A 23275-nucleotide genomic window follows, 5' to 3' on the forward strand; every position below is an offset into this window, starting at 1 on the left:
ACCATTCATGTCATACGTATATTAGATGGTCGTATCCATTCGAATTGGAGGGATAGGTAGTTTGTTCAGATAATATGAAATTGAAAACCCAGAGCCTTGTTGCTCCATTTTTATGAGGAGGGGAAGAATGAATATTTTGTTTGTTTTCTACGTTCCGAGTGGCGGTGTGGAAACATTGAATCGGCAGCGATTTATCGCGCTGAAAGAGCACGGTATCCATGCTCATTTTCTTTATTATGAAAACAGAAGGAATTACTTGAATGACCATAGTGCCCCAACATTCGTAACGAATGACAATGATGAAATCAAGGGGATATTGGAAGATGGGAACTATGCCGCTATCGTCATCGTTTCGGATTTCAATACGTTACCCAGATTCAGGTCCATGGGCTATAAAGGAAAAATGATCATAGAAATACAGGGATATGGTCCGAAACATGTCGCCAGAAAGGCACTTACCAATGCCATTGAAGTTGTCAATGAACATGCAGATGGGTTCCTTAATCCGAAAACGCCACATATCATGCAGTTATTGGATGAACTTTACCCGTCCTTTCCAACTTTCTCTTTTAATAATTGTTTTGATACCACTCAATTCGCACACAAAGAAATGTCCTTGGATGGCTTTAAAAAAATCGCTTGGATCGGAAGAATCGAAGATAACAAGAATTGGAGCGAATTCCTGAAGATAGGATATCAACTAATCAACAATTACAATCCGGATATCCGATTACTTATGTTTGAAGACCCTACATTAAGTGACCCCATTGAAAGAATCAAATTCGATAAAACGGTCAGCCGGTTAAATTTGAAAAGCAGACTTACGTTGCACTCCAATGTTCCGAATTCGCAAATGGCCGATTTTTTCTCTGTAATCGGTGATTCGGGTGGCTTTTTATGTTCCACTTCCAAGGTGGAGGGGGCCCCTTATGCATTGCTTGAAGCAATGAGTTGCAGATGCCCGGTGCTCACGACCGATTCCGATGGTGTAAGAAGTTCCATCATCCATGATCAAACAGGGAAATTTTATTCATTGGGCAACATTGATAGTGCCGTCAAAGAGGCGAAGGAGCTAATGAATAACGAGAGCCTGAGGGAAAATATCCGGGAAAACGCGCTGGAGCACGTAATCAAGAATTTCAGTCCAGATTTATATGCCCGCAATTTCATCGAAATGCTCGAAACACTAGGAATATCCTCTGAATAATAAGAAAAACAGCCGGGATTATTTCATTCCGGCTGTCGTTCATTTTATTGAAACATTTCCCTGGCTGTTTAATTCAGGAGCCCTGCTTAAGCTTGAATTCTTCCAATTGCTGACGCTCAACTACTGTCAACGTTTGAAGCTTTTCATGAAGCAGTTCCTTTGCAAAATCGTATAAGGACATATCCAGGTGATTATATTGCTTGATCAGGTTTATTAATTCCGATGGTATTTCTTTTTTTGCCAGTCGTTTTTTTGTAATATTTTTTCTAGTATAGTGTATATCTCCCCATGCAAGTTGCTTTTTCAAACAAAAAAGAGTTTCATTGAACATCTCGGTGACTCCAACCAATGAAAATGTTTTAAGATTCTCCTTCGCTTTTTCCAAATCAGGTATTTCCTGACTCCCGCATACCATCAATGTTTGCAGATTCGATGCTTCGGGGCCTTTTACTACAAATTCCTCCAAAGTCATTTCTTTTACCATTTCGTAACCTGGGTAGTCCTTTAAAAAATAATAAGCAGAAATGACCCGATCTACAGGATCGCGCAGCATCGTAAAATAATGGAATGGTTTTGAAAACTCCTCATGTATTCCATAGAAATAATGACCGGAAACCGCTTTGATATTCTTCTTTTCCTGTTCCGTTAACTCGGACAGCTTCATCATCTTCTTTTCGAACGAGTCATGATCATATATTTCTCTAAGTTTGTATTGTCTTTTTAATATTTCATTGATCGTCGTTCCCCCTGTTTTGGGAACATGCATAAAAATATCCAGTACACCTTCGGACATAAATGTACTCCTCCCTCTTCCAAAAAGCTCTTTTTATGAGTGGGCTGTTTTCTCATACTTTGTTACCATTCACGAAGTAATCCGTTGTAGTCGATTTCCCCTCCGGTGCTCCGCTTTACAGAAGGCCGTCAGTGAGCCTCTCCGGCGTGGACCTTGTTATGTCCCGCCTATCCAGCTGCTCAAGCAGGAGTCCGCCACTCCAATCAACCTTAAATCGTTTCATTTGAAAAACAACGATCCTTACGAAAAGAGCCTATAAATTTTTCAAGTTCTTTTTAAGAATTGGACGATAATGGCTTTCAATCGTGAGAATATCCGCTAGCATTTCAGGCTGGAATCTACTTGTACCAGACCCTTCGTGTATCCTGAATTTTGTGAGAACTTCATCCAAATAATACATTTTATATCCATTGACTAAAAGACGAAGCCACATTTCATAATCATGCGTATAGCGGTGATAGGTATTAAAATAGCCGACCACATCGAATACGTCCTTCTTCAACACCACGGTGCAACCATTCACGGCATTACGAAGTAAAAATGCATGGTACACTCCGTTTTCTATATCCGTAAAGCGCTCTCCCGTCCAAGACAAAATGATTTCATCGTCCTTATTGATACTATCAAAATTCGTAAAGCTCACCTCTGCACCATGTTCGAGCATAAAGGAAATTTGATTTGATACCTTTTCTGGCAGAAAGTAATCATCCGAGCTTAACCATGCGACATATTCACCCTCAGCAGCATGGATTCCATGATTCAACGCAGTAGCGGTTCCCCCGTTTTCTTTTTTTTCATAACGGATTTTCGTAAGGAATGGCTCGATTTTCTCAGTAAAATCGGTCGAACCATCATCCACCACGATGATTTCTATGTTCGTATAAGTTTGATCAAGTGCACTTTGAATGGCTTGATCGATATAGGGGCAATTATAAAATGGAATAATGATTGATACTTTCGGCTCCATTGCCTACCCTCCCAAAATAACTTTCACTTACTATAGGTCCTTTTCTTCGTCAGTTTAACTCTCGGTAAAAGGTAAGGATATCCCTTATAGATGTTTCAAGCGGAATACTGGGCTTCCATCCCAAATTCACCAGCTTAATAGGTTCGATTGCTGGCTTATTGTCGATTAAATCATTGCTCTGTGTGCTCATTTTTATTTCTTCCTTCGTTACAGTCCTATACCCTTGAATGATTTGCCCCAAAGAACAAGTATGACCTGAAGCAACGTCATACGTTTCGCCAGACTTCCCATCCTTCAACAGAAAATCATAAGCTCTCACTGCATCTCTAACGTCCAAGAAATCACGTTGAGCGTTGGGATTTTCGACTTCAAGCACCTTTTCTGATCCTTTCTTTTCCATTTCAATGATTTTTTGCGCAAAAATGGAACAAACCCCAGTGGATACACCTGGTCCGATCAAATTGGACGGCTTGGCAATGATGACTTCCATGTTATATAAAGCTGCCCAGGATTGTGCAATAAGTACTTGAAGTGTCTTACTCAAACTATAAGGATGGGGAATCGAATTGAGGGAGGCAGGGTCAAATTGGAGAGCTGAGCCAACTATCACGATTTTGCAGGTTGGACTTTCCCTGCGTAGGGCATCGATCAAGTAGGCTGTGGACATGGAATTTGCCTCTAAGGTCGATAATGGATCCACCCATGATGCACCAACGTGATTTTGGCCTGCCAAATGAAGGACATACTGAGGTTTGATCTTTTTGACAAGCTGATAAACCTCGTTTCCGTTCGTAAGATCACAATATTCCATGTTAATTTGAGCATCGACATTTATCTTTTTCCGTGAAACGGCTGTAATGTCATAGCCTGCTTTTAAAAAATGGGCACATGCATGCTGGCCCGTGAATCCGCTTGCCCCGGTGATTATTAATTTCCTTCGTTGCTTCATTGACTTCTCATCCATTCGTTAATGATCTAAATAACCGCTACGATCGCCCTTATGCTGAATGTCCGTCCAGTCAGGGGCAGGAAAGACCTTATTTCCTCCCCCCAAACCAACTTGTGAAGCCATCCATCTCTAGCGGTGCATGAATCGCCATCTTAAATACAGTTTCCCTATTACATTATGTCTGCATCTGCTTGATTGCCATGGGCTGTTCTCACATACACAGCCGAAAGGGGAAATTAACTCATTTGCCCTACATGCCGTACCGTTGTTACCCACTTTCCTCTAGCTCCACATCGGCGACCACACTCGAAGATTGAGAATAGTTCTTGAACGTATGAAGGGTAACCGTTTTTTTGCTCATTGAAATTGAAGGGCAAACTCCCTTGAATTCCTGGACATAGGCTTCCCCGCTGAAAATCCGACTATTTTTTTTGATAGTGAACAACTCGTCTATACGAAACATGCGCCACTTTAATATATTAGAGTATTCCATAATAAAAGAGGTGTTAACACTATGGGGAAATTTTTAGATGCTCAGACTTCACAGAATGCTAGTTATCGGGATTCCATTTCCATACCTGTAAGTGCAACTCCAGCGCTGTTCGGTTCATTGGGACTTAATACGACCGGAACCGGAGCTAATCTTCGAGTTGAATTCACTTTCACGGCTACTTTAAGCAGCTTGGCCGCGATTCTGACTCCCATCAACATCGAGATTTACAGGGGCTCAGGTGTCGGTAGGGTTCTCGTTTATTCCGCCCAACAAACCTTACCGGTAGCTGGTTTGGGGGTTGCCTCCGAAACGATCATTTCATTGTCCGGTGCGGACTTTAATCCACCTGCACCCAGTAACTTTTTGGTCTATCAAGCATTCATCAGCACACCTGGCGGGATCGTCATCGCCCCGACCCGAACTGGACCGGAGAGTTTTTTCGCAGCTGCTTATTCCGACTGATTGATTCTTAGTGGTAAATGGTGATGTTGCGCCATCTTTGAATAGCTTCAGGGCGGGTACTAAATGGTGGGACAAGTACCCGTCCTTATATATTTCTTTTTTTCTATTTGCCCCCTAAACTAGCTACATAATGTGTTGGCTCTTGACAGCCCATTTTTCACGAATGCTCATAACGAGTTACATAACGCTCGATCATTCAATAATATGAACAAAGGGGAGATTGCCATGAAAATATTACTTGCCACTTTTTGGGTCACGCCACATGTTGGCGGTGTCTGGAATTATATGCAGCAATTAAAGGATAAGCTTGTAACATTAGGACATGAGGTCGACTTTCTTAGCTACGGTGAAAATCATGAATATGTCCACATCATTAACGAAAACCGCAGGATAGATATGGATGAATTGCTTTCCGAAGAGGTTTTGCGATACATGAAACAGCATAATTCTCCCACTCATCCTGATCCAATCATCCACTATTACGAAACTCGGTGTGATTTCTTTCAGCTGGGTGCCGATTATTTAGGACTGGATAAATATGATGTCATTCATACGCAAGATATCTTTTCAACTGTCTGCATTAATCGGATCAGAGCGAAAAAAACAGCGCTCGTCGCTACGCTTCACGGTTGTGTTGCCCATGAACTTAGGAGTGCTTACTATAGCTCCAAAGTCCCTAAACAAAGCATTGCAAAAGAAGGCCGTGATCATTTTGATCAATTGGAATATGATGGGGCGACTTCTGCTGACCATACGATAGTGGCGAATGAATGGATGAGGGATGTATTGACTGATGAATTTAACGTTCCGAAAGAACAGCTGAGTGTTTTTCATTATGGCTATGATACCGAGGCCTTCTTGAAACGGGTGGATGAAAAAACCGAAATCGAACGACCTGAAAAGAAGAAAGTACTTATTTATACAGGCCGGCTGAGTGAGTTCAAAGGAGTTCATCATTTATTAAATGCACTATCTCGATTAAAAAAATCCAGAACCGATTGGGTTTGCTGGATTGCCGGGGACGGCCCGATCGAAACGGAGCTGAAAAATAAAACGAAAGCTCTTCGTTTGGAAGATGATGTGGTCTTTTTAGGCAGACGGGATGATATTCCTTATTTATTATCCATTTCGGATATCTTTGTACTGCCTACTTTGATGGAAAATCAACCTTTGTCGGTAATAGAAGCGCAAATCTCCGGAATGGCTGTCATTGCCAGTGATGTTGGAGGAATTCCTGAAATCATTGATCATGGAATCACGGGAGTATTATCACCTGCCGGGGATGAGCAGATGCTATCCACCCATATTGAATATTTATTGGAACATGATTCCTATCGCAACAATCTTGGAGAAAATGCCCTGACGTGGGGATTGGATCATTGGTCGCCAGATAAAGCGGTACAAAATGTGCTGGGTGTATACGAACATGCATTATCCCAAAAGGGAAATAATCACTAGCTACAAAAAGATGCTGACCGGCAATTAAAATCTCAGCATCTTTCTGTAGCTTTTTTTCTAAAGAACGCTAGGTAACAGCTTAAGCCAATCTGAATCAGCTGACATACAATACTAAAAACAGATAAAAGGGGTATGATGCATGAAGGCTATCGTGACTGGCGGGGCGGGGTTCATCGGTTCCCATCTTGTGGAAGAACTTATCTTGAATGGTGCCGAGGTACATGTATTGGATAATATGATATCCGGACACATCGATCATGTACATCCCAATGCCGTCATCCATACTGAAGATATACGCAGCAAGGAAGCTGCTCAAACGATCATGAAGGTAAAGCCTGACGTGGTCTACCATCTGGCAGCACAGGCAGATGTGGCTCGCTCCATCCTCGATCCCCAGTATGATGCTGATGTTAATATCAACGGAACGATCAATATGCTCAAGGCATGTCAGGAAGCTTCTGTAAGGAAGCTGATTTTCTCTTCCACTTCAGGAGTCTATGGGAATTTACAGAAGGACTTGATCTCAGAAAGTGACCCGACCGGACCGGTTTCTTATTATGGTCTATCCAAGTTAGCGGCGGAAGCTTATATCCGTTTATTTCACCAGCTATATGGTCTCGAGTATACGATTCTCCGTTATGGAAATGTGTATGGTCCTAGACAGACGGCAAAGGGTGAAGGCGGAGTCGTCGCTGTCTTTTTAGAAAGGATAAAAAAAGGGCTGCCTTTACGCATACACGGTGATGGTGAACAAACCCGGGATTTTATCTATGTGAAGGATATAGTCAGAGCAAATACCGCTTCGGTTAATCACGGCAATCAAGAAACGATCCAGGTCAGTACTGCACAGAAAACATCAGTAAACCAACTGTTGAGTATGCTTACGCAAATACATGGCTCTGCCGTGGAAACCCTTCATTCAGTCGGAAGGACTGGAGATATCAAGCACAGCTGCCTCGATAACAGGAAAGCCCGGCAATCGCTGAATTGGTATCCAAAGACAGCTATCTTTCAAGGGTTATCCGAAACCTATTCTTTCTCTAGTAAACGGTAGGTACCTGGAAATTCTCAAGAACTATCGATAATTCTTCGGGTTAAGGGAATCCATGACTTAACCCTTCTTTCTTATAAAAAAACCCTAAGCAGGAACTAACGCAACAATGACAGCGCTTACATTTTAGTTGACCCCCCGCCAGGAAACTTGATTCATCCACCTTTATCATCACCAAAAAAGTGGATACCATTTAATAGGATGGAGTTTTTTGACTCGCCCTATTAAATGGTAAGTTTCCTGTACGAAGAGATAGTTACATACCGAGTCCAATCTTAATTGAATGGCATGATAATTTATTCAAAACTTTTGTCCGGGTTTATTCTCCATCCATTTTTTCAATTCCGCTAACATCTCTTGGTACGTAGGCATTTTATATTGAAAATCAATTCTTGTATTCTTTATGGATCGATCTAAATGCATGGATGAATCAGGAATGATTTCGACATCGGTTTTTTGAAAAATTTGCTGCAGCAATTTTAATAGAGCCGCCTTAGAGATTTTTTCATCTGAACCAAGATGATATAATCCAGTAATCTTCTGTTGAATCATCCTATCCAGAACCTTGGCCAGTTCGAGCGTTGTCACCCCATTCCAAAACACTTTTTCGAATCCCTTGATCTCACCTTTTTGCTTCATGAACCAAAGAAATAAACCAATTCCGTCTTCCTTTAACTCCGGTCCAATAATGGAGGTACGGATGGTCAAATGTTTTTCACTTATTATTTCACCCAAGTGTTTGGATTGACCATAAATGGTGGAACTATCAGGTGTATCCTTCTCCGTATAATCTCCTGTTGAACCTGAAAAGACACAATCCGTACTAATATGAATCAATTTCCCATTATTGCGTTCAGTCAGCTTAACAAGCTGATGCGGAAATACACTGTTAACCTGAAAAGCTAGTTTTGTATTATCACTTGCATGATCATTTAAAATGCCGATGCAATTTATCGTAATGTCCGGTTTTACCTTATCCATTACATCTTCAAGACTCGTTACGTCGGTTACATCCAAATACAATCCCTTCACATCATTCGGATCCCGCGTCGTATATGTTACCTGATACTTGGAGTCCTGAGTGAAATAGTCTTTTATTACATGGCCTGCCATTCCTTGTCCACCAAGTACTAGTACCTTCATGTTAAATGAAGCCCCCATTCTTTAACATTTCCTTGATTTTTGATTTATCGATCAACCCTGTGGCAGAGTTATAATCTTCCAAACTAACAGGCTGGTATTGGGCGTAATGCTCCTTTATCCCCTTGATGTGGATGGCTGGAAGGATGACATAATATTCATCATCATAGGCAATGGCCGTCGTGCTTTCATATTCCGAAAGCAGGATTTCATGGAGCTTTTCACCCGGACGTATACCCAGGACCTCGACTTCCACATCTGTCTTTTTCGATGCTTCGATCAACACTTCAGCAAGGTCGATGATTTTACAGGAAGGCATCTTCATCACGAATATTTCTCCGCCGACACTTTCAAACGTTGCTTTGAATACTAATTTTATCGCTTCTTGAATGGTCAAAAAGAACCTGGTCATATTCAAGTCGGTTATTCCGATTTTCCCTTTTTCTTTAATTTGCTTTTTGAAGACGTGAATGACGCTTCCGTTGGTTCCTAAAACATTGCCGCCGCGGATACATACGAATCTGGTTTTCGTGTTTAACGTATTCGCGTGGATGATCAATCTTTCCGCCATAGCTTTTGAAAGACCATAAAAATTGGATGGATTGGATGCTTTGTCGGTGGAAATGTTCACGACGGAATGTACATTACAGCTAATGGCTGCTTCTATTACATTCTGTGTTCCTATCACGTTCGTTTTTAGCGCTTCGATCGGTTGATCTTCACATACAGGAACATGCTTTAAAGCTGCCAAATGGAAAATATAATCGACGCCTTGGCATGCCTCCACCAATGCTTCCTTTTCTTTTACGTCGCCTATGATGAATTGCAGCTTTGGATTATTATCGAATTCCTGTTTCATCGTGAATTGATTCGATTCATTTCTAGAGAAAATCCGGATTTCACTTGGTTCGAAATCCAATAATTGACGAACCAATTCATATCCCCACGAGCCTGTACCGCCTGTTACTAAAATTTTACGATTCTTAATCAATTTCATGGCCTCCCAGTATAATTTTAAGGACTTTATCTGACACGTTTTTATGGTCGTACCCTTCTGGAAAAGACCAGTCTTTTTGTTGGTTAACCATAATGTTCACACAATTGAGGATTTGTTTAGCATTTATCCCCGATAACATATTACTGCCAGACTCAATCGTTTCCGGCCTTTCAGTCGTTTTCCGGACGGTAACGGCAGGAACATGGAATAAACAACATTCTTCTTGGACGGTACCACTGTCGGTCAATACACAATAGGCATTTTTCTCAAGCTTCACGAAGTCAAAGAAACCGAAGGGCTCGTGAAATTCTATCAGCGGGTGTACATCTAATTGGGGACTGCGTTCTATGCGGGATTTTGTCCGGGGATGTAAACTGCAAATGACTCTTTTTTGATACGTTTCGGCAACTAAATTAATGCCCTTCATGATTTCAAGCAAACGGTCTTCATGATCAACATTTTCCGCACGATGGATAGTTACGAGGAAATAATCCTCTTTTTCCAAGTTGATTTTGTCCAAAATAAAGCTTTGCTCAATCTCATTATCGAAGTGGTTCAAGACCTCATGAATCGGGTTTCCCGATAAATAGATCCTTTTACTTGGAATACCTTCTTTCAACAGATTCTCCTTACTTTGAGGTGTGTAAGGTAAATTCAAGCTTGAAACGGCATCGATGATCCGTCGGTTTTTCTCCTCTGGTACTTCAAGATCAAAGCAACGGTTTCCAGCTTCCATATGAATGACCGGTATTCCCAGTCTTTCCGCTAGAATGGAGCTGAGCCCGGAGTTCGTATCCCCCAACACCAATACTTTATCCGGCTTTTCATTTAAAAGGATGGTTTCCAAATCCTTGAAAATGGCAGCTAATTGTTCGCCGAGGGTTTTCTGTTGATTCAGCAAGACATAATCAGGCTTCCTTACCTGAAGCTGTTGGAAGAAAATCTCACTTAAGGATGAGGTGAAATTCTGTCCGGTGTGTACGAGTATATGTGAATCGGCATACTGATCCAATTTCTTTATAATGAGACTTAATCTGATGATTTCAGGCCGAGTCCCTAATATGGTCATTACTTTCACGATTTGCACTCCTTACTCTTTTCTAGTATGTGTCCTCTCCGTCTACCCTTTATTGTATGCACCTCAAATCCTATTGATATAGGCTAACCTATTAGATTTAAGCCTCTATTTAAGCAATTAGCGGCTTTTCAACGCCACTTCCGTCCATGGCCCAAGATGCGTTGAATGATCGTTCCCCGCCAAAAAAGGACTAGGAGTATCTCCAAGTCCTTTCATGCTCTAAACAAGCTTATTGTAATACAGCTTGTCTAGAGTCTTTTTATAAGGGTGTCCAAGGCACTCCATTGGACGCGTTTTAACACAGGAGTCTTGCAAGCCAACTCCACTCCAATAAGTTTTAACATTTAGGCAGTGCTTTTTTTCCGATCTATTAGTTCTGCATCGTCGATAACGTTGAACAACGGGGGGCTGTTCATATAGTGATAGAAGGTTGTCCTTGTTAGGCTGTTTTCTTTTTAAGGTATAGGGCTGTCATAAAACCGATGCAACATAAAGCAAGTGCGAACCCATACGCATGATGGAAACCATATGTCATCGCTTCGTTTAACAATTCTTTTGTAGGCGTCACCCCTGCTTGCTCCAAGAAGCTTGCACGGGGCCATGCGTGGAAACCCCTAAAGCACCTGCCATCGGTTGTAACGTATTCGACATGGCTGTTCCATGTGGATACAAGTGAGGCGGCAATTGGTTGAGAGCTCCTGTTTGAGACGGCATCATAATGGTTGCGATCGCCAACATCAATGCCATATAGACCAGGATAAATGCCCAGGCTGGTATAGAGAATGAAATGGTACTGTAGATGATCATGGTCACAATCAATAGGACTGTACCAGGAATGATCATTGTTCTTGGGCCATACTTATCGAATAATATCCCAATTTTCGGTGATAAAGCACCATTCAACAAGGCTCCTGGCAATAAAAGCAATCCAACTGTTTTCGCCTCAAATCCAAGTGGGCCTTGTCCATACATCGGTAATAGGACTTGGGATTGGTTGAGCTAGAAAATAGAGAAGACATCACATGGACATACATTAGCCCTGCTTCATTCTTCGATCCAGAAGGAATACGCACAGGATCTTACCAAGTAGGAAAAAATCATGTCATCGTAAACAGTCAGGGAAATAGCTATATCAGTTATGCTGACTACGCGATTGCCGTTGTAGATGAGATTGAGAATCCAAAACACGTCAATCAAAGATTCACTCTTGTGGGAGAAGCAGAATAAAGAAAAGGGCCCTTCCACCAAAAATGTGAAAGAGCCCTCTTTATGTCACCTGTTTCCCTTTACAGTTAATGGGGTTGAACGTTAGGTTCAAAAGGAGTTCGAGATTTAATAATGCCGGATCTCTTTTGTCTACAAACTGAACGCACTTGGCATTTATCCAAGTCCGTTTTGTGCACCATCATACTACTGTTTAAGGAGATTGCATAAGCGCCATCAATCTCCAGGGATTGGTTTGGCAATCATTTTTGAAATTGTAATTCATGAAGATTGGCAAAAATGCCGCCCTTCTTAAGCAAATCATCATGACTTCCCTCTTCGGCAATACCTTCTTCCGTAACCACGATGATTTTGTCAGCGTTCCGAATGGTTGCCAATCGGTGCGCAATGATCAATGTCGTCCGGTTTTCGGCAAGTTCCGTAAGGGCCTGCTGAATGATTCTTTCCGTCTCCGTATCAAGGGCGGAGGTTGCTTCATCGAGAATCAATATTGGCGGATTTTTCAAGAACATCCTCGCTATCGCAATCCTTTGTTTCTGTCCTCCCGATAGCTTCAGGCCACGTTCCCCGATTTGAGTCTCATAACCATCTGGAAGTCCTCCGATGAAAGCTTCCAAATGGGCCTTACGGGCAGCTTCATGAATTTTTTCATCCGTCGCATCAAGCATTCCATAAGCGATATTTTCCTTTAATGTACCTGTAAAAAGGAATACATCCTGCTGGACAATCCCAATTTGGGACCGCAACGACTTTTTCGTCATTTCCCGGATATCGATTCCATCAATGGAAATGGAGCCCGCATTCACATCGTAAAATCGGGGGATCAATGAACAAATCGTCGTTTTCCCTGCCCCTGACGGACCTACAAATGCGATGGTTTCCCCAGCATTTATCGTTAAATCGATACCTTTTAATACAGGCTTTTTGTCTTCATAATTAAACGATACCTGTTTAAAAGCTATATCCCCCAAAAGGGAATTGACTGCGATGGCATCACTTTTATCCACTACATCCGGAGCGACGTCAAGCAGTTCAGTAAATCGCTTGAAACCTGCCATCCCTTTTGGATAAAGCTCCATCAAAGCACTGATTTTGTCGATTGGCTTGAATAACACGTTGACATATAATACGAAAGCCACTAATTCCCCGTTAGAAAGCTGCCCATGGTAGGTTAACCAAGCACCCATCACCAATACGGCCAGGGTCATGAATCTCGTCATCATGTATATGCCTGATAAGCTGAACGACATCACTTTATATCCAACGAGCTTCGCTTTGCGGAACTTGCGATTATTCGTTGAAAACCTGTCCATTTCATATGCTTCATTCGTGAAGGATTGAACGACCCTCACTCCTGAGACACTATCCTCGACACGGGCATTGACATCGGCAACCTCTGTATACATTTGCTTCCACGCTTTATTCATCTTTAAATTGCTTATGACAATTAGTAAAACGAGGAGCGGCAATATACAAACAGATACGAGTGCCAGTTTCACATTGATGGTCAGCATGATCCAAAAGGCACCGACAAAGGTCATGAAGGCAATGAATAAATCTTCAGGACCATGGTGGGCAAGTTCCCCGATATCGAACAGGTCATTGGTGATACGGCTCATGATATGGCCGGTTTTCGTGTTGTCAAAGAAACGAAAAGATTGCTTTTGCACATGTTGGAATAATTCCTCACGCATATCCGTCTCAATATTTATGCCTAGTTTGTGACCCCAATATCCTACAATGAATTGCAGGAAGGTACTAATGATATAAATCAGCAATAAACCTGCACTTACAGTAACAATTGCAGACCAGTCATCGCCAGGCAGCAGCGTATCTATAAACCACTGAACCGCGAGAGGGAATGCGAGTTCAAGTACAGCAACAACGACTGCACTGAAAAAGTCGATAATGAATAACCGCTTATGCGGCAGATAATATGAAGCAAAACGTCGAATCATCAAATTTTCTCCTTTTATACATATACTAAGGAGTATAATTCGATATTGGATATTCGGCAAGCATTACGGTTTCATGTAGATGAAATATGGTAAAATCATCTGTATAAAACCAAACCGGCCCGACCCATGGAAAACAAATCAAGGAGTGAATCCAATGTAACGATTACAACCATTCTATTACACTAAAAAAATCTTATAAGGATGGTATTCATGAAAAATAGATCGTTTCGCTTCCTATGGGTCGGGCAAGCATTTGCAAATCTCGGTGATATATTTTATGTAGTCGGGTTGATTTCACTCATATATGCCATGACGGGATCTGCCTTTTATTTGAGTTTGCTTCCGTTCACCACAACGATTTTCCGGTTTATCAGCAGTTTGCTTGCGCCACTCGTTATCGACAGGTTCCCATTAAAAAAGATCCTTGTCCAATCGCAATGGTGGAAGACCATCCTGCTCGTTATCATGGGAATCACCCTTCATTTCAGTCACGGTTCTGCCATTGTCGTCATATGCTTCATTGCTTCGATCTCATTATTGGATGGTGTCGCTGCCCCAGTGAGTGCAGCTTTGGTTCCGCAATTGGTCCCGGCAAAAGAACGGATGAAAGCGAATGGTTTCCTGAATGTACTCACGCAGACCATCTTTGTAGCAGGATGGCCACTTGGTTCCGTTTTATTAATCAATACGAACAGCCAGTTCATCATTTGGTTTACGGTCATCTTATTTGCCGCATCAACGGGCCTTGCTGTGAAAATGGAAGTTCATGAGGAACTGACTACAGTCCACACCCATCCATCCAGCTGGGATTCGATTACATCCGGATGGATGGCGATTCGTCAAATCCGAACCATCCGCACCCTCATTTCGCTTGATTTCATAACATCTTTAGCTTCAAGCGTTTGGGTGGCTGCCGTGATATATGTATATGTTGAACAGAACTTGCAATTAAGTGAGGAATGGTGGGGATACATTAACACAAGCTACTTCATCGGCATGATCCTCAGTGGATTGATCGTCATCCGTTTTGCCAGATTCATTGAAAAGCATACCCGTGACTTCATTATCATCGGGCTTTTACTCAATTCCTTGCTGATCCTGTTTTTCGGATCGACAACGATGCCTGCATTGGCTTTGTTGTTTGCATGTCTGTACGGATTCCCAGAACAAATTCGCGATGTAATCTACACCAAGCTGTTCCAAGATCACGCATCGGAAAAGACGTTAGCCAAAATTCATGCCGTTTGGGGAGCGGTAATCAACCTTACATTCGCCGGCTCTGTCTTATTATTAGGATATATAACGGAAACATATGGTGTCCAAACGACGTTTCAATTTTCTTCCGCAATCGTGTTCCTAGCCTTTCTTTATGCCCTTCTAAAAAGAAAGGAACTGGGCAGGAAAGAGTCTTAAAGCACCACATATCGGAAAAGGAGCCTTGTTTAAGGCTCCTTTCAGTTTGTTGATAAAACGCCCACTATTCCTTCACATAATCATGCTATTTTATAATCATAATGTTCTGATCCAAAAACGCCCAATTTTGCGGAAATGCCAAACCGATTTGCCAATACGTGGCACCAATCAGTTCATAAGCATCAATCATTTCGTATTTTGCACTAATCGAACGGATATCTTCATACCAAACGACATGTTTCGCATCTTCTCTCCAATACGAATAGGTAGGGGAAGCCGCTGTCGTATCAAAATAGATTTCGGCTCCCATTGCAATCGACAAATTTTGGGCACTTTGAGCCGATAAGGCTTTTGTCTCATGAGTTGGGATGATCCAGTCATACCCATACATGGGGAATGCCGACTGCAATTTATATTCAGGTATATTCGTCAACGCATACCGGAGAACCTCGCCCATCCACCAAAGCGGGGAAATCGGTTCCGGCGGACCAGTTGGGTACCCATAATCAATCGTCATGATTGCCACAAGATCAGCTGCCTCCCCAATCCCCCGATAATCATGCCCCCCGACAATGCGATTGTCTGGGTTATCTGCCGTTTTTGCATGCACGTTCACATGTAAGGTCAGTTCGTTCAACTCTTCCTTTAACTCCTTTAAAAATTGGACATAATCGGAACGTCTAGCGGGAGGAATGAATTCGATATCCATACTGACTCCCCCATATTCCCTCTGCCTGACGAAATTAAGCAAACTATTGATTAAATTCCGCCTGGATCCTGAACTTGCGAGGACATCTCCTGCTAAATCGGCATCAAAATCACCGTTTTGAAAATTGCGAAGCATCAACAGCGGCGTCACCCCTGATTGCTTGCATTTCACGATAAGCGGTCGATCATCGCCTTCAACGTAAGCATTTCCCTCCCTCGTAAAGGAATAAGCCACAATCGCTAAATAAGTTAATTTATCACCATGCTCTTCAAGAGTCTCGAACACCGCTCCTCCTGAAGTCGGAAAGGCAAAGCCAAGCGTGATCAATTGGTTTTTATAAGGCGACGGAACCAAAATTTCCGTGCCTACCCTTAAAGAGTTTGCGACAATGCCTGGATTGGCTTTGATGATGGATGCTGCACTCGTGCCGAAACGACGGGCAACCATTGAAAGTGTATCCATGCTTTTTATGATATATTTTCGATTTGCGACGGCTGCATCCGGTATATACAACGCCAGGCCAGGAACCAAAGCAGTTGATTCCAATCCATTGACTTCCATTATCCGCGACGGGGTAACTTGATTTTTCTCGGCAATTCCCCAAAGACTATCACCTTTTTCCACAACAATGATCGTCATTTACACCCCTCCAAACTCCCTTCAAGAAGTTTATGATATTCAGGCATTTGGATAGAACGGATTCTCACAAATTCACGGAGACGAATAACGCCTCAGCCTGTTCCATCAAAAGCGACTTTACCTTGCCAATAAGCAAATCTCATCAAAAAAGGAGGCAATCCAAAAGGATGCCCCCATGTAATTCACCTGCTTCCCGTTCCATTCATCCTTTCAGCCTTCAAAGCAAATCTTTAATATCATAGAACTTCCCATTATCCAAATCTCCTGCTTCAAGTAGCTGCAGCAGTTTTTCAGCTACCAATTCAGGGCTCCTCAGCATCCCCTGGTCTTTATATTCATGAAATTTGTCCCGATCGGCAAAGTCTTGCTCATCTGCTGACCGGATCGTTCCCTGCATATCCGTATCCATTACACCAGGAGAGAAAGAAATGAGAGACGCAGGGAAAGGTGCTTTACCTTGTTCCAAACCTGCCACCCTTGTGAACATTTCGAGTCCTGCCTTCGTACTGCAATAGGCGGCCCAGCCATGGTAAGGATTTTTTGCGGCTCCTGATGAGATGTTGACCACTACCTTCTTCCTGTCGGAATCCTTTGTTTGCTTAATGAATTCATCAGTCAAGACGGCGGGTGCCATGAAGTTAACTCTCATGCTCGTTTCCAAGGATTCTTGGCCTAGATTTCCAATCGGCTTGATTGGGTCAATGACACCAGCATTATTAATGAAATATATATCACTTTTTGCATCAACTTCCATGAGCATGTCCCGGACTAACGAACTGAGCTTTTCCGTTTCCTTTAAGTCCATCGGCAGGAAAGTGAATTTCGTCCCCGATTGGCTAGCCACCTCCTCCCACTCGGGATCTTTCGTACGAGATATCAAAATGCATCGATCGCTTGAGCCCAAAACTCGCTTGGCAATGGCAGCCCCTAATCCTTTTGATGCTCCTGTTATGATAAAAGTTTTCATGATATATCCCCCTTCTTTTTCGACACCATCATTGTATCAAAAAAAGCGGCCCCTATTGTCAGGACCGCTTCATTTAATGATTATAAAATAGGTGAAAGCAGCCTTGCAATCGATTCTTTAAAGCGGATCCATTTCGATCGTTTTTCAAATTCTTCAATAGTAAGCTGCCTGCAGACTTTGACATCCTTATAAAAAAACCTGGTCAGCGTTTCCGCCATTCCTTCATCGTAAATGAAGGCATTGACTTCAAAATTCAATTTAAAGCTTCGGACATCTATGTTCGCCGTCCCAACAGAAGAAACCTCCTCGTCCACCACGATCATCTTTGCATGGATGAAGCCGTTATCGTAGATATAAACCTTGGCTCCCGCCCTTAATAATTGCCCTGCATTGTATGTTGTTGCCCAATAAACGAAAAGGTGATCAGGTTTATTCGGTATCATGATTTTAACATCCAATCCTGACAAGCTGGCAATTCTAAGTGCATCCAATAAACTTGCATCCGGTATGAAGTAAGGGGTTTGAATGAGAATTGATTTCTTTGCTGAAGAAATTAATTTAATATAGCCATTCTTGATTTGTTCCCATTCGGAATCCGGCCCACTCGTCACGATTTGCAAATCTATATTGCCTTGAGGTTCTAAAGTAGGAAAATAATGAGGTTGATAAATGATATCATGGTTTTTGGAAGCTTGATTCCAGTCCAGGATAAAACGCGTTTGAATGGCTTTGACGGCAGATCCCATTATGCGAAGATGAGTATCACGCCAGTAACCGAATTTCGGATTAAGTCCCAAATATTCATCCCCGACATTGAATCCGCCAACATACCCTACCTTTCCATCAATGATGACGAGCTTTCGATGGTTACGGAAGTTCAGGCGTAAATTAATAAACTTCAACTTGGAAGGAAAAAATGCTTCGACTCGGCCGCCAGCCTGCCTAAATTCCTTGAAAAAGCTTTTTGTCATTCCCCTTGACCCCAACTCATCATATAGCAAGCGGACTTTGACGCCTTCATTAGCCTTTTTAGTCAAAGCTTCAAGGAACCGTTTACCAAGACCGTCCCTTTGAATGATGTAATATTGTACATGAATATGGTTTTCGGCCGCTTCAATATCTTTAAAAAGCTGTTCAAACTTCTTTTTTCCTTCCGTAAATATGTCCACCCTGTTATCTTCAGTCAGAACGGCATCATTGTTCCTCAGATGCATATAGATCAAATCCCGATAATGACTAGATGACGTATTCCGAAACGGAAAATTCTCCGTTGAAAGTTCCTCCATCTGTTTATCCAATATTTCTTCGATCCCAATCTTCTTTTTATCCTCCCATTGGAATAAATGGGCATGTCTTAAGCTAGTGCCAAAAAGAAGATATAAAATAAAACCAACTACAGGCAGAAAATATAACACCAATAACCAGGCCCAGGTCGTGCTCGCTTCTCTTCTTTCAAAAAATATAACGATCGTTGCGAATAATATATTAAGAATGATTACGAGGCCGAGCAAAACTGATGTAACATGCGTAAATTCCATAGCATACCCTCACTCAAATTTTATCCCTTTAAGGATAACATGCAAATTCTTTATATCAAAGGATTTGCTTATTAGAAAAGGAAAACAGAGAATTCGCAAAAAAGGGCCTCTTCCTTCAGAGGCCCAACATCCACTTATTAAATAATTGACCGTCCATCCTGTTCAGGTTGCCATTATAAAAGAAGGGCAAAACGGCCTATCTGCTTTTCACCAGCAAATTGACGGCTTCCTTAACGAGCTCCTCGGGGTTCTTTTCTCCCGTTTCATTAGCCTCGCGGACACATTCTACAAGATTGGAGCTTACGATAACCCCGATTGTCCGGTCGATTGCAGATCTAGTCGCGGATAGCTGCGTTACAACATCCCGGCAATCTTTATTTTCTTCCATCATTTTCAATATCCCGCGAAGCTGTCCTTCGATTCGCTTCACTCTATTTTTCATTTGCTTTTCATATTCCATGTGAGGCCTACCTCCTGCCATACCTATAGCTTATCATTTTTAGCCGGCTTCATCCCCTAGCGGCTTCCGCTTAAAATGAAGCTGAATAAAATTGTTACAATTTATAATACATATCCCCTAGGTATGATTGTCAAGTGCCTATAGCATCTATAGTCGATATGTATAACTATTTATGCAGGAGGAGATTTTGTGCTATAGCCTCGGAAAACTCGATTGTCATTTGAGGAACATAGGTTTTGAGCAAGGCATTGGCAATTGGGGCTTTTGCTCCTTTTGCGACAATGGCGAGGCAGCCTGTCATTTTAGTTTCTGCCATTCCATATTTTTCAGCTAAAAAATAGCCATACCCATCAAATTTTTCATTTAGTCCCTTAAGTTGGAATGTCACCTTGTCCGGTTCGTTCCATTCCAATATATTCACTTCAAGCTTAATTTTCTTTTTCATCAATCCCAGGTCGCCTTTAAACTCCCATATGAGTGTTTCATCATCCATCATCTCGTGATTGATATAACCGGGGACAAGGGGTGCCCATCGATCTATGACACTGACAAATCCCCATACGTTTTCGATTGACACTGGTAAAATGATACTATGCATTCCTTCCGACAAAGCAGTACCCCCTTAATCATTTTCCTTCCATCCTTTTACTGTATGCCTGGATCAGGCAGACCAGAACCGTATTACGGGGAGCGTCCAGTACATTTCCATTTTACTACATATCATGCTATAAAGAACATTTTGAAAGGAACGCCGCAATGGAAAATGATATGTCAAAAGAGAGATCCAGCTCTTTCGAAAGCAACGATGAAAATGCAGATCCATCAGAACATGCTGTCAGTCAATATGAGCTGACTAAGCAAGCATTCAACGGGCCGATCGGGCCTGTCGGAATAAACGCACCCGGCGCTTTGGCGTATGGCTCCGTTTACGGATCGAGTTCCGCCGGCCCTGTAACTGCTGATTCAGTAGTTGATTTTACTTCTTCTGGTCCACTATTGAATACAACTGTCAATTTACTTGCAAACACCATAACGGTGGCAGCGTCCGGCACATATTTGATTCACTATAACATAAGCCTGGGATTTTCAGTCCTATCTACTTTGATTGCTGGTTCAAGCAGGATTGTGGATGTTGCCCTGAACATAAACGGCACGGAAGATCCGACTAGCTTCAGTACCTATTCCATTACAAACTTTTCAGGCGTAGCGGCGACGTTGGCCCAGTCTGGAACGGTTAGTAAGAGCGTCATCAGATCAATGAACAGCAACGATACCGTCACGCTCAAATTCAGGAGTACATCCACTGGTTCGGGAACTGCCACATATACATCCCCTTCCCTTATCATCATTAGAATTGAATGACCTCCCGCTTCCCCTTCATTAACGAAAACAAGATATTCCGTCGGACAATAATCCAACCGGAAAAGGGAACAAGGCGTTTTCTATGAAACTGATTTTTGCTTTGTCGAATCTCCACTGTATGTGTGGCGGAAATGATGGGTGACATCCGGCCATAGGAATCGTCCCAAAAAAAGGTATCGGAATGGATCCCCTTCCGATACCTTTATATGGACTTAGGGACGAACGATCTCAAATAATTCGCCCAGTTTTGTGTAGGTCTGGCCTGCCAATCTGGCTACAGGCTTCAGTCCAATTGGGTCAATCCGGCCATTATGGTAAATCTCTTGCCCTATATGGTAGCGGACTATTTTCCCAATCAATAAATCACAACCCGGTTTTTCCGGTGTGCCTGCTAACGGTATGGCTTTTTCCAATTTGCATTCAAACCGGACTTTCGCTTCAAGTAACCCTGGTACGGATACGACATCACTTTCAGTGGTTGTGAAATTGGTCAATGCAAGCTCGCTTTCTTCAGGCGGAAGTTCCTTGGCCGTTCGATTAGCTTCCGCAACATTTTCTTCATCGGTGATATGAACGACGAATTCTCCTGTTTGGATGGCATTTCTCGCTGTATCCTTGGAAATTCCTTCTTTCCGTTGCACCGAAATGGAAATCATCGGAGGATTGGAACTGACAATATTAAAAAAACTGAAGGGAGCTATATTGACCGTCCCATTCACAGATTTTGTCAAAACAAGGGCTATAGGTCTCGGAATGATACTTCCTGTCAAAAACTTATAGTTTTCCCTCTCGGTTAAGCTTTCAGGATTTACGGAGATCATTTATTTCCCCCCTTACCAATCTTATAAAAAGTTTCTATGAAACCATGAGCCTGCTGCCTCAACCTCTGAGCGCGTCAACTGATGACCGAAGTTTTCCCAGTGATTATCCACCTTGGCGCCTGCTGCCTCTAGAATCCGGGTAAGTTCGTTCGTTTCTGCTGCCGGGCAGATTGGATCGTTATTCCCAGCAGCGATAAAGACAGGCGTATCAGAAAGGGGTGGCAAGGCAATCCCCCGCCTTGGGACCATCGGGTGATGAAGGATCGCCCCCTGCAAAGCCCCTTTATAATGGAACATCAAACTTGCAGCTATATTGGCACCATTGGAATAGCCTAATGCCACTACCTTGTTTTTATCAAAATCATACTCTTTTGACGCCAATTCCAAGTAATCATAAAGTTCCTTTGTACGAAGGATTAAATCTTCTTCATCAAAAACCCCTTCAGATAACCGTCGAAAGAAACGGGGCATTCCATTTTCAAGCACATTTCCACGTACGCTCAATACCGAAGAACCAGGTGAAACCATTTCCGCTAATGGCAGGAGGTCCGTTTCCGTTCCGCCTGTACCATGTAAAAGCAAAAGCACCGGTGCCTCTACATTACTTCCTTTTTGATAAATATGTTTCATGATTTATCCTCCTCCAATACTCGCGTTACTGCCGGCAGCAGCGTTTTTTCCATGTGCTCCCGCTTTTTTTCAAGCCAAGGGGGCAGCATCAATTTACTGCCCATCGTTTCCTTCGTTTCATCGTTGGCGAATCCGGGGGGATCTGTGGCAACTTCAAAAAGCACCCCTCCGTCTTCCCGAAAATAAATGGCATCGAAGTATTGCCTGTCTTTAAATGGCGTCACCCCGTACCCATGGTTTCCGATATGCAGTCTCCAATCTTTATGATCATCAGAATCACTCGCCCGCCATGCAATATGATGAACCACTCCAACTCCCATTTTACCAGTTGGCAAGACCGTTTTCCTCACATCGATTAAATTACCGATGTCCGAAACGGCTTTGAAACGGATGTAGTCCCCCTCTTCCCCCACTTTCTGCAGGCCCATCACATGCTCCAATAATTCCATCGTCTTGGTCGGATTTGCTGACAATAAAACGGCACCGCCGAAGCCTTTGACAGCCTTGTCAGATGGGACTCCGCCAAAGGACCACCGGTTCATTTTCCCTTCCTTACGTTCAACCAGTTCAAGTTGTAATCCGTGTGGATCTTGAAATTTCATATAATCCTCGCCGAACCGGCTCGTTTTTTCATAATCTATGTTGAATTTATCCAATCGCCTTTCCCAAAAAGCCATCGAATGCTCAGGAACGACATACGTGGTAGTCCCGACTTGACCAGATCCGACTTGCCCTTTATAGGCTGCAGGCCAGGGGAAGAATGTGATGATGGAGCCTGGGGAACCCGACTCATCTCCAAAATATAAATGATAGGTCCCTGGATCATCAAAATTGACGGTTTTTTTCACCATCCTTAATCCTAATATTCCAGCATAAAAATCAACATTTTCTTGGGGATCACCAACAATTGCGGTAATATGATGGATTCCATCCGTTTGCTTAATCATGCCGATACCTCC

Annotated in this window: 21 protein-coding genes and 2 pseudogenes; 7 read left to right on the top strand and 16 right to left on the bottom strand. The window is 42.6% G+C overall.

Annotation, left to right across the window (positions count from 1 at the left end; all coding sequences use genetic code 11):
- The first annotated feature begins 127 nt into the window (after window positions 1–127).
- Entirely contained in the window at window positions 128–1207 is a 1080-nt protein-coding gene (locus tag AS888_RS00660) for a glycosyltransferase family 4 protein (protein ID WP_061140283.1), read from the top strand.
- A gap of 73 nt (window positions 1208–1280) precedes the next feature.
- Here AS888_RS00660 and AS888_RS00665 read toward each other — a convergent pair whose 3' ends face one another.
- The 3 genes from AS888_RS00665 to AS888_RS00675 form a co-directional block, all read right to left on the bottom strand.
- Complete coding sequence (locus AS888_RS00665; protein WP_061140284.1) at window positions 1281–2000, bottom strand: sulfotransferase family 2 domain-containing protein; 720 nt, start codon at window positions 1998–2000, stop codon at window positions 1281–1283.
- Window positions 2001–2253: 253 nt separating this feature from the next.
- Complete coding sequence (locus AS888_RS00670; protein WP_061140285.1) at window positions 2254–2967, bottom strand: glycosyltransferase family 2 protein; 714 nt, start codon at window positions 2965–2967, stop codon at window positions 2254–2256.
- 49 nt (window positions 2968–3016) lie between these two features.
- The gene (locus tag AS888_RS00675) at window positions 3017–3916 is read right to left on the bottom strand and encodes an NAD-dependent epimerase/dehydratase family protein (protein WP_061140286.1); all 900 of its coding nucleotides are present in this window, start codon (window positions 3914–3916) and stop codon (window positions 3017–3019) included.
- A gap of 514 nt (window positions 3917–4430) precedes the next feature.
- On the opposite strand from AS888_RS00675, the gene AS888_RS00685 reads away from it, so the two are divergent.
- The 3 genes from AS888_RS00685 (at window position 4431) to AS888_RS00695 (ending at window position 7383) form a co-directional block, all read left to right on the top strand.
- On the top strand, window positions 4431–4871 hold the full coding sequence (locus tag AS888_RS00685) for a hypothetical protein (protein WP_061140288.1): 441 nt from the start codon (window positions 4431–4433) through the stop codon (window positions 4869–4871).
- 225 nt (window positions 4872–5096) lie between these two features.
- On the top strand, window positions 5097–6329 hold the full coding sequence (locus tag AS888_RS00690; RefSeq protein WP_061140289.1) for a glycosyltransferase family 4 protein: 1233 nt from the start codon (window positions 5097–5099) through the stop codon (window positions 6327–6329).
- 139 nt (window positions 6330–6468) lie between these two features.
- The gene (locus AS888_RS00695) at window positions 6469–7383 is read left to right on the top strand and encodes an NAD-dependent epimerase/dehydratase family protein (RefSeq protein ID WP_061140290.1); all 915 of its coding nucleotides are present in this window, start codon (window positions 6469–6471) and stop codon (window positions 7381–7383) included.
- Between the two features lie 297 nt (window positions 7384–7680).
- On the opposite strand, the gene AS888_RS00700 is transcribed toward AS888_RS00695, so the two are convergent.
- The 4 genes and pseudogenes from AS888_RS00700 to AS888_RS00715 all read right to left on the bottom strand — a co-directional run.
- Window positions 7681–8523: a dTDP-4-dehydrorhamnose reductase family protein gene (locus AS888_RS00700; RefSeq protein WP_061140291.1), complete on the bottom strand. Its 843-nt coding sequence runs from the start codon at window positions 8521–8523 to the stop codon at window positions 7681–7683.
- Window position 8524: 1 nt separating this feature from the next.
- Window positions 8525–9511 (bottom strand): polysaccharide biosynthesis protein, encoded by a 987-nt coding sequence (locus AS888_RS00705; RefSeq protein ID WP_061140292.1) that lies wholly within the window; start codon window positions 9509–9511, stop codon window positions 8525–8527.
- Window positions 9504–10595 (bottom strand): non-hydrolyzing UDP-N-acetylglucosamine 2-epimerase, encoded by a 1092-nt coding sequence (gene wecB / locus AS888_RS00710; protein ID WP_061140293.1) that lies wholly within the window; start codon window positions 10593–10595, stop codon window positions 9504–9506. The genes AS888_RS00705 and wecB overlap by 8 nt, the downstream gene beginning before the upstream one ends.
- A gap of 439 nt (window positions 10596–11034) precedes the next feature.
- Window positions 11035–11585, bottom strand: a pseudogene (locus AS888_RS00715) (MFS transporter); the annotation flags it as partial.
- 24 nt (window positions 11586–11609) lie between these two features.
- On the opposite strand from AS888_RS00715, the pseudogene AS888_RS00720 reads away from it, so the two are divergent.
- Window positions 11610–11822 (top strand): annotated as a pseudogene (locus AS888_RS00720) (NAD(P)-dependent oxidoreductase); the annotation flags it as partial.
- A gap of 239 nt (window positions 11823–12061) precedes the next feature.
- Here the strand turns inward: AS888_RS00720 and AS888_RS00725 are convergent.
- Window positions 12062–13777 carry an ABC transporter ATP-binding protein gene (locus AS888_RS00725; protein ID WP_061140295.1) on the bottom strand — a complete coding sequence of 572 codons (1716 nt, stop codon included), beginning with the start codon at window positions 13775–13777 and terminating at the stop codon, window positions 12062–12064.
- A 210-nt stretch (window positions 13778–13987) separates the two neighbouring features.
- Here AS888_RS00725 and AS888_RS00730 point away from each other — a divergent pair, with 210 nt between their 5' ends.
- Window positions 13988–15190 (top strand): MFS transporter, encoded by a 1203-nt coding sequence (locus tag AS888_RS00730; RefSeq protein WP_061140296.1) that lies wholly within the window; start codon window positions 13988–13990, stop codon window positions 15188–15190.
- A gap of 85 nt (window positions 15191–15275) precedes the next feature.
- Here the strand turns inward: AS888_RS00730 and AS888_RS00735 are convergent, their stop codons facing one another.
- From AS888_RS00735 to AS888_RS00755, 5 genes are all read right to left on the bottom strand, one after another.
- Window positions 15276–16538 carry a glycosyl hydrolase family 18 protein gene (locus AS888_RS00735; RefSeq protein WP_061140297.1) on the bottom strand — a complete coding sequence of 421 codons (1263 nt, stop codon included), beginning with the start codon at window positions 16536–16538 and terminating at the stop codon, window positions 15276–15278.
- Between the two features lie 217 nt (window positions 16539–16755).
- Window positions 16756–17505, bottom strand: coding sequence for a (S)-benzoin forming benzil reductase (locus AS888_RS00740; protein WP_061140298.1), 750 nt, complete (start codon window positions 17503–17505; stop codon window positions 16756–16758).
- 80 nt (window positions 17506–17585) lie between these two features.
- Complete coding sequence (gene cls / locus AS888_RS00745; protein WP_061140299.1) at window positions 17586–19043, bottom strand: cardiolipin synthase; 1458 nt, start codon at window positions 19041–19043, stop codon at window positions 17586–17588.
- 196 nt (window positions 19044–19239) lie between these two features.
- On the bottom strand, window positions 19240–19503 hold the full coding sequence (locus AS888_RS00750; RefSeq protein WP_053346459.1) for a metal-sensitive transcriptional regulator: 264 nt from the start codon (window positions 19501–19503) through the stop codon (window positions 19240–19242).
- Window positions 19504–19669: 166 nt separating this feature from the next.
- Complete coding sequence (locus AS888_RS00755) at window positions 19670–20080, bottom strand: CoxG family protein (RefSeq protein ID WP_260320068.1); 411 nt, start codon at window positions 20078–20080, stop codon at window positions 19670–19672.
- Between the two features lie 191 nt (window positions 20081–20271).
- On the opposite strand from AS888_RS00755, the gene AS888_RS00760 reads away from it, so the two are divergent.
- On the top strand, window positions 20272–20865 hold the full coding sequence (locus AS888_RS00760) for a hypothetical protein (protein WP_155645334.1): 594 nt from the start codon (window positions 20272–20274) through the stop codon (window positions 20863–20865).
- Between the two features lie 212 nt (window positions 20866–21077).
- Here the strand turns inward: AS888_RS00760 and AS888_RS00765 are convergent, their stop codons facing one another.
- From AS888_RS00765 to AS888_RS00775, 3 genes are read right to left on the bottom strand one after another with little or no spacing between them, the layout of a single operon-like run.
- Window positions 21078–21686, bottom strand: coding sequence for a flavin reductase family protein (locus tag AS888_RS00765; RefSeq protein WP_061140301.1), 609 nt, complete (start codon window positions 21684–21686; stop codon window positions 21078–21080).
- A 21-nt stretch (window positions 21687–21707) separates the two neighbouring features.
- Complete coding sequence (locus AS888_RS00770) at window positions 21708–22316, bottom strand: alpha/beta hydrolase (protein ID WP_061140302.1); 609 nt, start codon at window positions 22314–22316, stop codon at window positions 21708–21710.
- Window positions 22313–23263 (bottom strand): ring-cleaving dioxygenase, encoded by a 951-nt coding sequence (locus AS888_RS00775; protein WP_061140303.1) that lies wholly within the window; start codon window positions 23261–23263, stop codon window positions 22313–22315. Before AS888_RS00775 ends, AS888_RS00770 begins: the two co-directional genes overlap by 4 nt.
- Between the last annotated feature and the right edge of the window lie 12 nt (window positions 23264–23275).

The sequence above is a fragment of the Peribacillus simplex genome (assembly GCF_001542915.1).
GTDB classification, from domain to species: domain Bacteria; phylum Bacillota; class Bacilli; order Bacillales; family DSM-1321; genus Peribacillus; species Peribacillus simplex_B.

Coding starts and splice junctions, on each gene's coding strand:
- AS888_RS00750 (WP_053346459.1), bottom strand. CDS start 19,503: ATGGAATATGAAAAGCAAATGAAAAATAGAGTGAAGCGAATCGAAGGA.
- AS888_RS00760 (WP_155645334.1), top strand. CDS start 20,272: ATGTCAAAAGAGAGATCCAGCTCTTTCGAAAGCAACGATGAAAATGCA.
- AS888_RS00730 (WP_061140296.1), top strand. CDS start 13,988: ATGAAAAATAGATCGTTTCGCTTCCTATGGGTCGGGCAAGCATTTGCA.
- AS888_RS00695 (WP_061140290.1), top strand. CDS start 6,469: ATGAAGGCTATCGTGACTGGCGGGGCGGGGTTCATCGGTTCCCATCTT.
- AS888_RS00770 (WP_061140302.1), bottom strand. CDS start 22,316: ATGAAACATATTTATCAAAAAGGAAGTAATGTAGAGGCACCGGTGCTT.
- AS888_RS00775 (WP_061140303.1), bottom strand. CDS start 23,263: ATGATTAAGCAAACGGATGGAATCCATCATATTACCGCAATTGTTGGT.
- AS888_RS00675 (WP_061140286.1), bottom strand. CDS start 3,916: ATGAAGCAACGAAGGAAATTAATAATCACCGGGGCAAGCGGATTCACG.
- AS888_RS00660 (WP_061140283.1), top strand. CDS start 128: ATGAATATTTTGTTTGTTTTCTACGTTCCGAGTGGCGGTGTGGAAACA.
- AS888_RS00665 (WP_061140284.1), bottom strand. CDS start 2,000: ATGTCCGAAGGTGTACTGGATATTTTTATGCATGTTCCCAAAACAGGG.
- AS888_RS00685 (WP_061140288.1), top strand. CDS start 4,431: ATGGGGAAATTTTTAGATGCTCAGACTTCACAGAATGCTAGTTATCGG.
- AS888_RS00735 (WP_061140297.1), bottom strand. CDS start 16,538: ATGACGATCATTGTTGTGGAAAAAGGTGATAGTCTTTGGGGAATTGCC.
- cls (WP_061140299.1), bottom strand. CDS start 19,043: ATGGAATTTACGCATGTTACATCAGTTTTGCTCGGCCTCGTAATCATT.
- AS888_RS00740 (WP_061140298.1), bottom strand. CDS start 17,505: ATGAAAACTTTTATCATAACAGGAGCATCAAAAGGATTAGGGGCTGCC.
- AS888_RS00700 (WP_061140291.1), bottom strand. CDS start 8,523: ATGAAGGTACTAGTACTTGGTGGACAAGGAATGGCAGGCCATGTAATA.
- AS888_RS00765 (WP_061140301.1), bottom strand. CDS start 21,686: ATGATCTCCGTAAATCCTGAAAGCTTAACCGAGAGGGAAAACTATAAG.
- AS888_RS00670 (WP_061140285.1), bottom strand. CDS start 2,967: ATGGAGCCGAAAGTATCAATCATTATTCCATTTTATAATTGCCCCTAT.
- AS888_RS00725 (WP_061140295.1), bottom strand. CDS start 13,777: ATGATTCGACGTTTTGCTTCATATTATCTGCCGCATAAGCGGTTATTC.
- AS888_RS00690 (WP_061140289.1), top strand. CDS start 5,097: ATGAAAATATTACTTGCCACTTTTTGGGTCACGCCACATGTTGGCGGT.